Origin of the sequence: Streptococcus sp. GS001 (genome assembly GCF_021595565.1) — a bacterium.
Lineage (GTDB): Bacteria > Bacillota > Bacilli > Lactobacillales > Streptococcaceae > Streptococcus > Streptococcus xiaochunlingii.
The window spans coordinates 128,557-143,625 of the sequence record NZ_JACSYJ010000001.1 but is presented as its reverse complement, the minus strand read 5'-3'; the positions used below and the strand labels follow the sequence as shown (position 1 = coordinate 143,625).

Annotated in this window: 14 protein-coding genes; 1 reads left to right on the top strand and 13 read right to left on the bottom strand. The window is 43.7% G+C overall.

From position 1 onward, the window contains the following. Positions 1 to 64: 64 nt before the first annotated feature. Entirely contained in the window at positions 65 to 1,000 is a 936-nt protein-coding gene (locus tag H8S88_RS00670; protein WP_125334894.1) for a dihydroorotate oxidase, read from the bottom strand. Positions 1,001 to 1,374: 374 nt separating this feature from the next. Between H8S88_RS00670 and gdhA the strand changes: the two genes are divergently transcribed. Then, positions 1,375 to 2,721, top strand: a complete 1,347-nt coding sequence (gdhA, locus tag H8S88_RS00665; RefSeq protein ID WP_048789780.1) for an NADP-specific glutamate dehydrogenase — start codon at positions 1,375 to 1,377, stop codon at positions 2,719 to 2,721. A gap of 94 nt (positions 2,722 to 2,815) precedes the next feature. Here the strand turns inward: gdhA and dnaJ are convergent, their stop codons facing one another. The 12 genes from dnaJ to H8S88_RS00605 all read right to left on the bottom strand — a co-directional run bounded on the left by dnaJ (position 2,816) and on the right by H8S88_RS00605 (position 15,044). After that, on the bottom strand, positions 2,816 to 3,958 hold the full coding sequence (dnaJ, locus tag H8S88_RS00660) for a molecular chaperone DnaJ (protein WP_125334896.1): 1,143 nt from the start codon (positions 3,956 to 3,958) through the stop codon (positions 2,816 to 2,818). 157 nt (positions 3,959 to 4,115) lie between these two features. Then, complete coding sequence (locus H8S88_RS00655; protein ID WP_125334898.1) at positions 4,116 to 4,748, bottom strand: DJ-1/PfpI family protein; 633 nt, start codon at positions 4,746 to 4,748, stop codon at positions 4,116 to 4,118. Positions 4,749 to 4,944: 196 nt separating this feature from the next. Beyond that, complete coding sequence (dnaK, locus tag H8S88_RS00650) at positions 4,945 to 6,768, bottom strand: molecular chaperone DnaK (protein ID WP_045763636.1); 1,824 nt, start codon at positions 6,766 to 6,768, stop codon at positions 4,945 to 4,947. Positions 6,769 to 7,021: 253 nt separating this feature from the next. Next, positions 7,022 to 7,546, bottom strand: a complete 525-nt coding sequence (grpE, locus tag H8S88_RS00645; RefSeq protein ID WP_312023212.1) for a nucleotide exchange factor GrpE — start codon at positions 7,544 to 7,546, stop codon at positions 7,022 to 7,024. Positions 7,547 to 7,570: 24 nt separating this feature from the next. Then, positions 7,571 to 8,605: a heat-inducible transcriptional repressor HrcA gene (hrcA, locus tag H8S88_RS00640; RefSeq protein WP_045759110.1), complete on the bottom strand. Its 1,035-nt coding sequence runs from the start codon at positions 8,603 to 8,605 to the stop codon at positions 7,571 to 7,573. A 166-nt stretch (positions 8,606 to 8,771) separates the two neighbouring features. Next, positions 8,772 to 9,545, bottom strand: coding sequence for a M15 family metallopeptidase (locus H8S88_RS00635; RefSeq protein ID WP_125334902.1), 774 nt, complete (start codon positions 9,543 to 9,545; stop codon positions 8,772 to 8,774). Continuing rightward, a complete protein-coding gene (locus tag H8S88_RS00630) occupies positions 9,538 to 10,236 on the bottom strand; it encodes a histidine phosphatase family protein (protein ID WP_125334904.1) in 699 nt (232 codons plus the stop codon). Before H8S88_RS00630 ends, H8S88_RS00635 begins: the two co-directional genes overlap by 8 nt. A 41-nt stretch (positions 10,237 to 10,277) precedes the next feature. Beyond that, the gene (locus H8S88_RS00625; RefSeq protein ID WP_048688614.1) at positions 10,278 to 10,994 is read right to left on the bottom strand and encodes a histidine phosphatase family protein; all 717 of its coding nucleotides are present in this window, start codon (positions 10,992 to 10,994) and stop codon (positions 10,278 to 10,280) included. Positions 10,995 to 11,127: 133 nt separating this feature from the next. Then, positions 11,128 to 12,465: a PFL family protein gene (locus H8S88_RS00620; RefSeq protein ID WP_048688607.1), complete on the bottom strand. Its 1,338-nt coding sequence runs from the start codon at positions 12,463 to 12,465 to the stop codon at positions 11,128 to 11,130. 18 nt (positions 12,466 to 12,483) lie between these two features. Then, complete coding sequence (locus tag H8S88_RS00615) at positions 12,484 to 12,750, bottom strand: ACT domain-containing protein (protein ID WP_003004214.1); 267 nt, start codon at positions 12,748 to 12,750, stop codon at positions 12,484 to 12,486. A 284-nt stretch (positions 12,751 to 13,034) separates the two neighbouring features. Next, positions 13,035 to 14,156 carry a VanZ family protein gene (locus tag H8S88_RS00610; protein ID WP_125334906.1) on the bottom strand — a complete coding sequence of 374 codons (1,122 nt, stop codon included), beginning with the start codon at positions 14,154 to 14,156 and terminating at the stop codon, positions 13,035 to 13,037. A 177-nt stretch (positions 14,157 to 14,333) separates the two neighbouring features. Further along, positions 14,334 to 15,044 carry a CPBP family intramembrane glutamic endopeptidase gene (locus H8S88_RS00605; RefSeq protein ID WP_125334908.1) on the bottom strand — a complete coding sequence of 237 codons (711 nt, stop codon included), beginning with the start codon at positions 15,042 to 15,044 and terminating at the stop codon, positions 14,334 to 14,336. Between the last annotated feature and the right edge of the window lie 25 nt (positions 15,045 to 15,069).

Below are 15,069 nucleotides of genomic sequence, written 5' to 3'. Positions count from 1 at the left end.
TCTCTGGATAAGAAACCATAAAAACTTCCCCAAGTTTCCACTCGAGGAAGTTCTTTTCAAAAAATTAGTCAATGTAGTGCAGTTTCCCACGGAAATCTTCCAGGCTTTGGTAGCCTTTTTCTTCCATGATGGCTTTGAGTTCCGCAGTGATGCGTTCAAAAGCCCCCACTCCTTCTTTATGAAGCGTGGTTCCGATTTGTACCATACTCGCGCCACAAAGGATATGTTCAAAGGCATCACGACCAGTCAAGACGCCTCCTGTCCCCACAATCTGAATTTCTGGATTCAACCGTTGGTAAAAAGCATGGACATTAGCCAGAGCAGTTGGTTTGATGTATTCGCCACCAATCCCACCAAAGCCGTTCTTCGGACGGATCACAACGGATTCATCCTCGATGTAAAGGCCATTTCCGATTGAGTTGACGCAATTAACAAACTTGAGCGGGTATTTGTTAAAGATCGCTGCTGCTTGATCAAAATGAACGATATCAAAATAAGGTGGCAACTTGATCCCAAGAGGTTTGGTAAAGTAGGCAAAGACCTCTGACAGGATTCGGTCCGTCGTCTCAAAATCATAAGCGATCTGGGGTTTTCCTGGGACATTGGGGCAGGAAAGGTTCAATTCTGTCAAACCTTTAAAATCACTTTCTTGCACCTTTTTCAAGATGGTATGGGTCTCTTCAGGAGACATACCGACGAGAGATAGGAAGAAAGTCCGATTGGGATCTGTTTCTTGCAACTCCAATAGGTAATTCAAATAATAGTCCAAGCCTTGGTTAGGTAGCCCCATCGAATTGATTGAGCCAAGTGGGACATCTTGGTAGCGTGGCTCTGGATTTCCAGAACGGAACTCCAAGGTGGCTGTCTTGGTCACAAAGGTCCCAGCAGCCGAATTCTTCACTTCTTCTAATTCCTCAGTGGTCATACAGGCCACACCTGCCGCATTCATCAGGCAGTTATCAAATTCAAAACCAGCAATTTGCGTCTTTGTCGATACCATCTTCTTCTCCTTGAAATGAATTCTTACAGCCATTATAGCACGAAAAGGAGGATTCATGACTAGAAAACCAGAAAAGAGCAAGAAACGTACGGAAATAGAAAAAATCACCTTAAACGTTATCCTTTTATTTTCTATATAGAGGGGAAAAATCAGACATTTTTCCAATCCTATCGTCCTTTCACATCCATTTTTTCCCACTTCATAGGCAGTTGTGAAAATTTTCAGAAAATTCAACTTTTTTCTTTACAAGTCAAAAAAAGTCTGCTATAATTATCGACGTAATAAAACATGACATTGCTCTCAGCAGTGCCTCCATATACCAGTAAGTTCGCTAACCTGCTGGAATTCGTTTCAATGAAAAAAGGAGAAACATGATGACAACTGCAAAAGAATATATCCAAAGCACTTTCGAAACCGTAAAAGCTCGCAACGGCCATGAAGCGGAATTCCTTCAAGCTGTTGAAGAGTTCCTTAGCACTTTGGAACCTGTATTTGAAAAACATCCAGAATACATCGAAGAAAACATCTTGGCACGTATCACTGAGCCTGAGCGCGTGATTAGCTTCCGTGTTCCTTGGGTTGACCGTGACGGAAAAGTTCAAGTTAACCGTGGTTACCGTGTTCAATTCAACTCTGCTGTCGGTCCTTACAAAGGCGGACTTCGTTTCCACCCAACAGTTAACCAAGGGATTTTGAAATTCCTCGGCTTCGAACAAATCTTTAAAAACGTTTTGACTGGCCTTCCAATCGGTGGAGGTAAAGGTGGATCTGACTTCGATCCTAAAGGAAAAACAGACGCTGAAGTAATGCGTTTCTGCCAAAGCTTCATGACTGAATTGCAAAAACACATCGGTCCTTCTCTTGATGTCCCAGCTGGTGATATCGGGGTTGGTGGACGTGAGATTGGTTACCTTTACGGACAATACAAACGCCTTCGCCAATTTGATGCTGGTGTCTTGACTGGTAAACCTCTTGGTTTCGGTGGTAGCTTGATCCGTCCAGAAGCAACTGGTTACGGTTTGGTATACTACACTGAAGAAATGCTCAAAGCCAACGGCGACAGCTTTGCTGGTAAGAAAGTCGTGATCTCAGGTTCTGGTAACGTTGCTCAATACGCTCTTCAAAAAGCAACTGAACTTGGTGCAACTGTTATCTCTGTATCTGACTCAAACGGTTACGTGATCGACGAAAACGGCATTGACTTCGACCTTCTTACAGACGTCAAAGAAAAACGTCGTGCTCGTTTGACTGAGTATGCTGCTGAAAAACCAACTGCTACTTACTACGAAGGATCTGTATGGACTTACGCTGGTAACTATGATATCGCTCTTCCATGTGCAACTCAAAACGAGATCAACGGTGAAGCAGCGAAACGCTTGGTTGCTCAAGGGGTAAAAGTTGTTTCTGAAGGAGCCAACATGCCTAGCGACCTTGATGCGATCAAAGTCTACAAAGAAAACGGCATCCTTTACGGACCTGCTAAAGCTGCCAATGCTGGTGGGGTTGCTGTATCTGCTCTTGAAATGAGCCAAAACAGCCTCCGTCTTTCATGGACACGTGAAGAAGTGGATGGACGTTTGAAAGACATCATGACCAACATCTTCAACACTGCTAAAACAACTGCAGAAACCTACGGTCTTGGTAAAGATTACCTTGCGGGTGCCAATATCGCAGCCTTTGAAAATGTCGCAAATGCGATGATTGCCCAAGGTCTTGTTTAATTTGATTCTTTTGCCACACCTCTGAAGCCCTTGGTTTCGGAGGTGTTATTCTTGATAAAAAAAGAAGATTGGAAAAACCAAATCTTCTTTTATTTTATAAATCATCCAAGGCATCTTTAACCTTATCAAAGAAGCCTTTTTTCTTTGGGTTGACCTTGATATCACCAGCTTCCGCAAATGCACGAAGGGCTTCTTTTTGCTTGTCATTTAGACCTGTTGGTGTCACCACATTAACAGATACATATTGATCTCCTACTGAGCCACCACGCAAGCTTGGTGCTCCTTTACCGCGGAGACGGAATTTCTTACCGGTTTGGGTCCCTTCAGGGATGACCAAATCAACATCGCCGTGAACCGTTGGAACATGGACCGTATCCCCAAGAGCAGCCTGAACAACGTTCAAGTTCAATTTATAGTAAATGGTTGATCCATCACGCTCAAATTTGTCGCTCGGCTCAACATTGACCACCACATAGAGATCTCCGTACGGCCCTCCATTAAAGCCAGCTTCTCCTTGACCAGAGAGGCGGATTTGTTGACCTGTTTCAACCCCAGCAGGGATTTTCACATTGACACTGTGCGCTTGTTTCTCGTGACCAGTCCCATGACAGGTTGTACAAGGATCTTTAATTTCTTTACCGCGTCCATGACAGACATCGCAGGTGATTTGACGACGCATCATCCCAAGTGGGGTTTGCGTATCCACATTGATAACCCCAGAACCATGACAGCGTCCACAAGTTACTGGACTTGTTCCTGGCTTAGCACCAGTCCCATCACATGTCCGACAGCTGGCTTCCCGATGGTACTTGACTTCCTTCTCAGTTCCAAAGATGGCTTCTTCAAACTTGAGATTGACGCGGTACTGAAGATCATCTCCCTGACGTGGAGCATTTGGATTGCGGCTTGCACCACCACCAAAGAAGCTAGAGAAGATATCTTCAAAGCCACCAAATCCAGCACCATCAAAACCACCAAAACCACCTGCTCCGCCACCGAAGCCGCCGAAACTACCATTGGCCCCTGCAGCACCGTATTGGTCATAAGCTGCCCGTTTTTGTTCGTCGCTCAAAGTCTCATAAGCTTCTTGAACTTCCTTGTACTTTTCCTCAGCACCAGGCTCCTTGTTGATATCTGGGTGATATTTTTTAGATAATTTCCGATAGGCTTTCTTAATCTCATCCTGAGACGCATTCTTTGAAACGCCCAAACGGTCATAAAATTCAGTATTGTTCATAATTCAAGATACAAAGGGCGTCAAACGGACACAGCCAAAATAGGAGTTTTGACGACGGACGCTTGCGTCCTAGAAAAAACTATCTTTTTGGCACCGTCCGTAGCCCGTGTTCAGTTGCGAACACCTTTGTTCCTTTCTATAATTTTTATGTACAGCTTTAGAGGCTGTTTTCTATACTCTGCTTCACTTGATCAAACTCTTGGTCTGATAGAGTAAATATCAAATCCTCTTCAGCATACTCGTTCTGTTCTTTAAAATAGTTGTCCGTATTCTCTGCCAACCCTAAGCTTAGAATCACTTTTCTTGCAAACTCTTGATGGGCAAAACCGATAGCCGTAATGATTTGTTTATCTTGCACAACCACTTTGGGTTGGAAATTCTCACGTGGAAGAAATTCAAAATAATCAAAGAAGTTTTGCCAAATTCCACCTGTAAATTTCGTGTCCTTCAACAGACCTGCTTTCGCTAATAAAAGAGGCGCTGAAGAAATGGCTGCAATGAGGATATCTTGCTCACCAAGGTCCCTCAAAAACGAAATCAATTTCTCATCCTGTAGAGCAGGCCCTATATTGACCATTCCTGGCAAAATCACACAAGAATACTCTTCTATACAGATTTGATCTAGTGTTTTGGTCGGTTGACAGAGCACCCCATCCTCAGAGACCACCATCGAATGATCTGAAGCGACATAATCAATCGTGACGTCAAAAGACAGAGCTAAAGTACTCGTTAAAGCAGTTATCTCATAAAGAGAAAAATTAGGATAAATCAAACAAAGTACTTTTTTCATAGGCAACATCCTCTATTTTACCGAAAAACAGAGGCTGGGTTGCAACCTCTGGATTTCTTTATCATTTACTAGTTAGGCGTTTAGGCAAATCGCTATAGCGATTGCCATAGAATGCCAATCATTAGAGTGAACAGTCATTCTTAACGCCTCGCTCCCCGATTTTCAAGCTCGGTATAAAATAGTCCACTGGACTATTTTATTTCTCCGTAAACTCTCCGTCTACGACGTCATCGCCTGCGTTGCCTGTTGCTTGTGCGCCTTCTGCTCCTGCTTGAGCTTGTTGTGCTGCTGCGGCTTGTTCGTAGAGTTTCACAGCAAGTCCTTGAGCTTTTTCGTTCAAGGCTTCAAGTTTTGCTTTCATTTCGTCCAAGTTGTTATCTTCTTGGGCCTTCTTAAGCTCATCAAGGGCAGCTTGTGCAGCATCACGTTCTGCATCGAAGCCTTTGCCTTCAGTTTCTTTGATTGTCTTTTCAGTCGCAAAGATTGCTTGGTCTACTTCGTTACGAAGGTCAACTTCTTCTTTACGTTTCTTATCTGCTTCAGCGTTAGCTTCTGCATCTTTCATCATGCGGTCGATTTCTTCGTCTGTCAAACCTGAGTTAGATTGGATAACAATTGTTTGTTCTTTTTGAGTTCCAAGATCTTTCGCTTTAACAGATACGATACCGTTCTTGTCGATGTCAAATGTCACTTCGATTTGTGGGATACCACGAGGTGCAGCTGGGATATCAGTCAATTGGAAACGTCCAAGAGTTTTGTTGTCCGCTGCCATTGGACGTTCACCTTGAAGAACGTGGATATCAACGGCTGGTTGGTTGTCTGCTGCAGTTGAGAAGACTTGTGATTTAGATGTTGGAATAGTTGTGTTGCGGTCGATCAATTTTGTGAAGACACCACCCATTGTTTCGATACCAAGTGACAATGGAGTTACATCAAGAAGGACAACGTCTTTCACATCACCAGTGATGACACCACCTTGGATAGCAGCACCCATAGCTACAACTTCATCAGGGTTCACTGATTTGTTTGGTTCTTTACCAGTTTCAGCTTTAACAGCTTCTACAACGGCAGGAATACGAGTTGAACCACCGACAAGGATCACTTCGTCAATATCTGACAAGCTCAAACCTGCATCTGAAAGGGCTTGACGAACTGGAACTTTTGTACGTTCTACAAGGTCACGAGTCAAATCGTCAAATTTTGCACGAGTCAAAGTCATTTCCAAGTGAAGAGGTCCAGCTTCACCAGCAGTGATGAATGGCAAGCTGATTTGTGTTGAAGTTACACCAGAAAGGTCTTTCTTAGCTTTTTCAGCCGCGTCTTTCAAACGTTGAAGAGCCATCTTGTCTGTTGACAAATCAATGCCGTTTTCTTTCTTGAATTCTGCTACCAAGTGGTCGATGATTTTTTGGTCAAAGTCGTCACCACCGAGTTTGTTATCCCCTGCAGTTGCCAATACATCAAAGACACCGTCGCCTAATTCAAGGATAGATACGTCAAATGTACCACCACCAAGGTCGAATACTAAGATTTTTTCTTCTTTATCTGTCTTGTCCAAACCGTAAGCAAGGGCTGCTGCAGTTGGTTCGTTGACGATACGTTCTACTTCAAGACCAGCGATTTTACCAGCGTCTTTAGTTGCTTGACGTTGAGCATCGTTAAAGTAAGCTGGAACTGTAATAACAGCCTTCGTTACTTTTTCACCAAGGTATTCTTCAGCGTAACCTTTCAAGTATTGAAGGATCATTGCTGAGATTTCTTGTGGAGTGTATTCTTTCCCGTTAGCAGAAACCTTTTCAGAAGTCCCCATCTTAGATTTGATAGAGATGACTGTATCTGGGTTTGTCACTGCTTGACGTTTTGCAGCGTCACCAACGATGATTTCACCGTTTTTGAATGACACTACAGATGGAGTTGTGCGATTTCCTTCTGGGTTCGCGATGATTTTTGATTCAGTTCCTTCAAGAACTGCTACTGCTGAGTTTGTTGTACCTAAGTCAATACCGATAATTTTAGACATATGTTTTTCTCCTTGTTGATTTTTCTTCTTTTTTTGATATTTCCCTTAAGTGGTGGGGACGTGAGCAACTCCCTTCGGGATTTCATCACTTATTTTTAAGCCTACTGTCTCAAAAATCCCCTGTCTCAGTAGCACAAGCTACTGAAACTTTCACCACGGCGGGAAATATCTTCCTTGCAAGCCTCCGGCTTGCATCTTATCTTTCTTTCATAGTTTAGTGTCGTTTCGGACAAGATTTTTTAAGTTTTCTAGCCTAATTGTAGACAACTACCATGGCTGGGCGCAGGATGCGGTCATGGAGTTTGTAGCCTTTTTGGAAGACTTGTGCGATAGTGTCTGCTGGATGTTCATTATCTGCAGGCAAGGTTTGGATAGCCATGTGGTAGTTATGGTCAAATTCTCCGTCTGCTGCAATTTCTTCAATTCCTTCTTCTTTCAGAGCATGTACCAAACTTTCTTGGACCATCTCCAAGCCCTTCTTCACATCATCTGTCAATCCTTCGACGGCAAGGGCGCGTTCGAGGTTGTCCAGTGATGGTAAGATCGCTTTTGCCAAATCTTGGCTACGGTATTTTTGTAATTGTTGACGTTCTTCATTGGCACGGCGCTGAATGTTTTGCATCTCAGCATGAGCACGAAGGTATTTGTTTTCAAATTCCTCGGCACGCGCTTGTGCTTCTTCTAACTCAGAAGGTTGGTTGCTTTCCTCAACAACTTCTTCAGTTGTCTCGGCAACTTCCTCTTCTTTCACATCTTCTTTTTTGATATCTTCTGTCAAGGCATACACCCCTTTCATTTGGTCTTAATTTACTTCATAATGGTTGCTGTTGAGGTAACGGTAATAATCCGTCAACTTCATGACCAGTACTCGGCCGATAACATTGACCAGGCTTATCACACGCCTGTAGTCCATCTCTACGGGACCAATCACATGCATGAGGGCCATCCCACGATAAGGAACTAAGAACTTGTGACTAATGACCGTCACATTTTTCAAGGCCTTCTCTTGAGATTCTGCAACCAGGATCTGGGTCATTTGGTCCTCTGGCATTCCCCCTCGTAACTCCAAGGCTACGTGTTGGGGATTATCTAAGAACTGATAGGTCTGAAGATCGGCATAACTCAAAGATGAAACCTTTCCTTCTACAAAGACCAGTTCTTGAAACAGTTGCGAGAAGACGTAATCGAATAGATCCAAGACATTGTCTGTCGTTTTGAAATAGCGCTGTACAATCTGTGGAATCTCCGTCCGCAAGCGGTAGTGGATATCCAAGACCGTATTTCCAATGAAACGTTCTTGAACTAGCTGATGAAAGATTTCCAAGTCACTGGTTAAGAAATTCTTTGGAATAGCAAACTGTACGGTGACAGGCTTTGATTCATCCAAGGTCAGAACTGCTAAGGCATCATGGTTGGATAATGGAACAATCTCAAAACCCGTCAAGCGCTGCCGTGTCGGCTCCACATCCTGAATCACTGCGGTGTAGCCCGTCATCTGGGCTAGTAACTTGGCCGTAGCATCCAAGATATCATCTAACTTAAAGGCTTCGAAATCAAAGGCCTTCACCACCTGGTAGACATCTTGCTCATCAATCAACTCTAGATCGAGCGAATTCTGAACGAAATATTGAAAACCAGCTCGGCTAGGCATGCGGCCACTCGAAGTGTGGGCCTTTTCTAGTAAGCCTTGTTTTTCGAGGGCAGCCATGTCGTTTCGAATGGTCGCACTACTGGATTGAATGACATCTTGTAGCGCTTTTGAACCGACTGGTTCGTGGGTCTTGGTAAAGATATCGACGACAAGATTTAGAATCTCATTTTGACGTTCTGTAACCACGACCTCACCTCTCTTTCATTTTTAGCACTCTAAACACTCAAGTGCTAAACCATGATTCTATTATACACCCTCTCAAAAGAAAGTCAAGAAAAAAATCCAAAAAATTAGCACTCTTTTTTCAAGAGTGCTAAAAATCATTCTTAAGACCGATACTAGGCCAAAAAAACTATAAACCTGCTTCTTTCAGCTTTTGAATATATTCTTCTAAGACCAGCTGGTGCTTGACCATATACTGGGCATTTTCTACACCGACGTAGCGGAAGTGCCAGTTTTCATAGTCCACACCCGTGATTGCGTTTTTCCCTTCTGGATAACGGAGAACAAACCCATATTGTGGCGCCAAGGCAATAATTTGTTGCACCACCTCTTCGGACAGCCCATTTGGGGCACTCATATCAATCGCAAGGCCTGTCTGGTGCTCACTAGCCCCTGGGACCTGTACTTGTGTTTGTGCTTGACGTTCTGCCTCTTCATGAGGAAGCCCAGTAGCTTCTAATTGAGCTACCCGCTCATTATAAACTTCTGTTTGCTCCTCTACACTTCGATAACCGGAAATCAAGGACTCCTCAGGAGCAACTGCCCTTGCCGCCACTAGAAATTGTTTGGTTTGTTCTGCGATCCGACTATCCACCTTGATTTCTTCAACATCGACTAACTGAGGATTCAGTTCAGCCAACTTGTTGTCTCGGTTGACCAGGACTAGGTTCCAATCCTTGCTAGAAACTTGTGGAAGGTCTGTCTTCGGTTTTTCTTCCTTTTTCTCAACCTTTTTAGGAGTAGTCGTTTCTACTTTTTTATCTTCAACAGAGCCCATATGAAGCCATTGAGGTTTCAAATAGAAAATACCCACTCCTGCTCCAATTAGACAGAGGCCTAAACAGCAGAGTACGATCCAGCTAACTTTCTTTTCTCTTTTCTTGGCAAGTTTATATTTAGTCATGATCTTCCTCTAACCATTTCGCTCCAACCTGGCGGTATGACAGATCTCCAACTGCTTCTAGTTTAAATTGGCCATCTTCATACTCAATAACAGTCACACTACCATTGTCCAAGACCAATTCTTTAAAGGCTTTTGGATCAATCAGGTAAATCAAGGTACTGATGGTCATCCCATGACTGACCACGATGGCATTCCCGCCACCTTGAGACTCGACATCCTTGGCAATCGTCGTAAAGCCATCCAAAATGCGGTCACGAAGAGTTTCCCAGGACTCTGCCCAGCCGGCTGTATCCACTTCGACAATCCCTTCGGCCAACTCCATCAAGCTCAAATGATGGAAGTCATCAACCCGAAAGACACGTGGTAGAACCCCCAAAAAGAGTTCCCCGTCATAGGCTCCATCAAAACTTCCAAAGCACCATTCGCGGATGCGCTTATCATAACGGTAAGGAATCTTACCCGTTAACCCTAATTCTTCTAGCACAATCCCCATGGTTTGAATGGTTCGACCGGAGTCGCTGGACACGGCTTGTTGGAACTGAATCCCGGCTTCACGTAGACCAATCCCCAATTCATGAATCCCTCGTTCCCCAGCTTCTGTCAAGGGACTATCAGACCAACCTTGGGCGCGACCAATGGTATTAAACATGGTTTTTCCATGACGGGCAATATACAATTTTGTCTTTGCCATTTTTATCCTCCTGCAATTGTTTTCTTCTTATATAAGGTTTCTTATTTTTTCAAACCAAGTTCTTCTGAGTGGGCTGCTAACCAGTTAGCACCCAGTTTGCGATAAGACTCATCTCCGATGGTCTGGATTGAAAATTGTCCATTTTCGTATTCTACCAAGGTGACACTACCATTTTCAACCCTTGGATCCAACTCAATCTCTGGATTCAAAATACAAACAAAGGATCCGATGGTCATGCTGTGACTAACAACCAAGGCATTTCCACCACCCTTGGCTTCAACTTCCTTGGCAATCTCCTCAAAGCCATCTACAATCCGTTTTTTCAACACATCCCATGGTTCAGCCCAACCAGCTGTATCTACTTGGTAAATCCCATTCGCTAGCTCTTCCAGACTGAGTTTCTTGTAGTCTTCAATATCTAGAACCCGAGGAACGACTCCACGGAAAAGTTCCCCTCCGTAGGCACCATCAAAACTTCCAAAACACCATTCCCGGATCTTTTTGTTGAAAGTATAAGGAATCTGATCTGTGAGCCCAAGCTCGTCTAAAACAATTCCCATGGTTTGAATGGCGCGACCTGAATCGCTGGAAACAGCACGGACAAAGTCTAAACCAGATTCTCTCAAACCAACCCCCAATTCACGGATGCCTTCTTCTCCTTGAGCAGTTAAAGGTGTATCCGACCAACCTTGGGCACGACCTATCGTATTAAACATGGTTTTTCCATGCCGAATAATAAATAATCTTGTTTTCGCCATGTGATCTCCTTTTACGTCCTTCTATTATATCATTTTTTATAAGGAAACTGGCAGCGATGACCTCTCGATTCACCTTCCCTTCTCCAGCCAACATTAAAAGCCCCGAACACGCGAAGTGCCCCAAGGCTTTCTTTTAATTTTTAAAACTATGAACTGGGGCCGGAATTTGACCACCACGGGCAATAAAGTCAGCTGACGAGGCCTTGTTGACCTTCATTACCGGAGCAGACCCAAGAAGTCCTCCGAGCTCTAACATATCACCTTCTTTTCCATAAGGAATGATCCGAACCGCTGTTGTCTTTTGGTTGATAACGCCGATAGCTGCTTCGTCGGCAATCATGGCCGCAATGGTCGAATCTGGAGTATCAGCTGGGATGGCAATCATATCCAAACCGACGGAACAGATAGCTGTCATGGCTTCCAATTTTTCCAGGTTGATATGACCGGATTGGACCGCGGCAATCATCCCCTCATCCTCTGAGACCGGAATGAAGGCACCTGACAAACCACCGACTTGATTACAAGCCATGATGCCACCTTTTTTTACTTGGTCATTAAGCAGGGCAAGGGCTGCGGTAGTTCCATGAGTTCCGACCACTTCAAGCCCCATGGCTTCAAGGACACGGGCAACCGAATCCCCAACAGCTGGCGTTGGAGCAAGAGACAAGTCGACAATTCCAAACTCAACACCGAGACGTTCACTAGCCATTTGACCGACTAATTGACCGACACGGGTAATCTTGAAGGCTGTCTTCTTGACTGTTTCAGCCAATACATCAAAGCTTGCTCCGGGAACTTTTTCAATGGCCCGTTGGACGACACCAGGTCCTGAAACCCCAACGTTGATGACGACATCGGCTTCACCGACACCGTGGAAGGCTCCCGCCATAAAGGGATTATCTTCTACCGCATTAGCAAAGACAACGAGTTTACCTGGTCCCATTGGATCTGCTTGGGAAGCTTCTTTAATGATGCGCCCCATGTCTCGGACAGCGGTCATATTGATCCCTGTCTTGGTCGATCCGATATTGACTGAAGAGCAGACAAAATCTGTCTCCGCAAGGGCACGAGGAATCGAATTAATGAGGATTTCATCCCCTTTTTGGTAGCCTTTTTGAACCAGAGCTGAGAAGCCACCGATAAAGTTAACCCCAACTTCCTTCGCTGCACGATCCAGCGCCTTGGCAAAGGGTACATAGTCTGTCGCATTGGTTGCGGCTCCGATAATAGAAATCGGAGTGACCGAAACCCGCTTATTCACAATGGGAATGCCAAGTTCTGCCGCAATCTCATCCCCAACAGCCACCAAATCTTTGGCCTTTGTCACAATCTTATTGTAGACTTTTTCTGCCGCCTTTTCGATATCCGGATCAATACAATCTAGAAGCGAAATCCCCATGGTGATAGTCCGAACATCGAAGTTCTGCTCCTCAATCATGGCAATGGTTTCTGTTACCTGTTTAATGTCCATAAATTCTCAACCCCTATCTTATAAATTGTGCATGGCATCAAAAATCGCTGCGCTTTGGATATTGATTTTCACATGAAGAGACTGACCGAATTCTTCTAACTCTGAACGAAGCTGGGTGAAATCTTTTTTCTCATCGGATGATACGACCGCCATCATGGTAAAGTATTCATCCAATACCGTTTGAGAGATATCATCGATATTGAGTCCTAATTCTGCCACTTTCGTTGCAACACCCGCTACGATTCCTTTTTGGTCTTTACCAACGACTGTAATAATTGCTTTCATTTCACTGCTCCATTCTATCTATTTGCTTCCATTGTAGCATAATCGCCTTAAAATCGCCCTTCTCAACTGGGAACGTTCGGATATTTTCCGCGTGTATAAAACAATAAAGAGGCTGGGACAAAAGTCCTAGCCTCTTTATTGTTTTTGGATTGTCGAGCAAGACGCAGTGGTTGAGTGGGCTCTACCACGCTGATTTCATCAGCTTTTACAGCCCTACTCAACTGTGCGGAGGTGAGACGACGAAATCGAATTCTAACGAATTACCGATTTCTGTCCCACTCTCTCTATTTTGACGATTCAGTTTCACCCTTTAAGAGCTCTTCCTTCACGCGCACGGTACTCTCATACTCGGCTCCAGCTAGACGGTCAAACGGAAAGCGACGACTGAGCAAGATGATGGCAAGGGTGAGGATCAGGTACAATAAGAGTACAAAGAAGAGCAATAAAATCATAGATAGAGTCAAAAGGGAATTGTCCGTCAAATCCTGATTCAAAAGCGAGATTAAATAGAACAGTCCTTGAGGAATCCAGTAGAAATAGCCTACCACTAGGATTCCTCGCCAGATGGTGCGAAGCCATTTTTTCTTGTCAAAACGCAAGCGGAATTTCAGTAAAGCCATTCCCAAGGTTTTGCCCCGCCACAAGGGAAGCAAACTAAAGTAAAGCACCAAAACCGCTACATAAGGAATCATCTCTAAACGCTCGATTACCGCGTAGAGAAGAGATAGCATCACAAAGTCAATCAAGAAAGCAAGACCAATCCGGAAACCAGATACTTTCGTCCCTACTCGGAAAGAATGCTCGTCAATCTCATCTCGTGTTGGCAATAACCAAACCAGGAACCAACCGAGCAGATAGCCCACTCCTCCACCAGTGGTATTTTGAATAATATCATCGACATCTGCTAGGCGGTAAGGACCCGGATACAGAAAGTAGAGACCTGACAACTGGGTCAGCTCCAAAAAGAGACTAAATAGGGCTGTTAGGAGAATCGTTTTCTTAAAACCACACTTGAAATAATAGCGTAAGTACATCCCAAAGGGAATCAACATTAGGACATTAAAAGCGGGTACATAAAAAGTTGGATGCTTGATGGCCTGAAGCCAAGTGCTTGTCTGCGCTAGATCAAAAGGACTCTCCTTGAAAAAATCTACCACAAAAGCAAAGGGATGGAGATTGACCATTTCCAAGTAGCTAGTATGGATCTTACTCGGATCTGGCAGAGGCAAGACCACCAAGAGATAGACCGTCATCAAGTAAAGCATAAAAGAATAGAAAATCAGCACCCGCAATTTATTGACCGAACCATATTTTCGATAATTCAAAATCATGTAGGGCAAGGTCAGCAAAAAGGCCAGGAAAGGAAAGAGCTGAACAGCTGTTTTGATTGTAGAAATGTATCCCATTGTGTCTCCCATTTACCGTTATAAAATCACCTTTTGCACAATGACAAAAGGTGATTTCTTCATTGATATAGAATATTATACGGCCTAGTAGAGGAAGAGTCAAGGAAGTATGATGAAAACCTCGCTCAATAGTTGGCTCCTCTAACTCCCATTTCACGCCCGGCCACAGAGACAAGGTTATTTAACAAGAAAATGCCAGTAGATATAATTGAAGATGAAAATCCAGATCGGTTTCCAAAAAGTGAGAAAATTGCTAAAGGCATGCAAGAAGATGGGCAACCGGATATCTTTAGTTTTCTTATAGACAGCTGCGAAGAAGAGTCCTGAACAGAAATAAAGAGAAAAGGTTACAGGATCCCGATATTGATGGATCAGATGAAAGGCCGCAAAGAGAAAACCCGAAAGCAAAACATCTAAATGAAACTTACTTTCTTTAAAGAAGACATTCATCAGATAGCCTCTAAAAATAAATTCTTCTATCATAGGAGATGTAACAGTTGCTAGGACAAAAAACAGAGTACCCGAAATACCAGGGCCATTTAGATAAATGGAGGATGGCAATTTGGTTTGATGAACGACAGGAACCAGCAAATCTTGAAAAGTTTGCAGCACCCATCTTTCAACAAAGAACCACAAGAGCACCAGAGCAAAATACCCCAGATAGTGCCACTTCCATTTCTGTATATTGGAACGAATGACTATCTTCTGTCTTTTGAACCACAATAAAATGCCAATGAGAAGCAAAGAGTAGAGAATCAAATAGATGAAATAAAGAAAACTTAAATCACCATTGAAAACTCCAGTTAGGTAGATACCAAGGCCTTCAATCCCAAAAACAAATAAATATAACAGGAACAGTAAAGCAAGTCCATGTTTGGCATATTTCATAACATCCTCCACCAACAAAAAAATT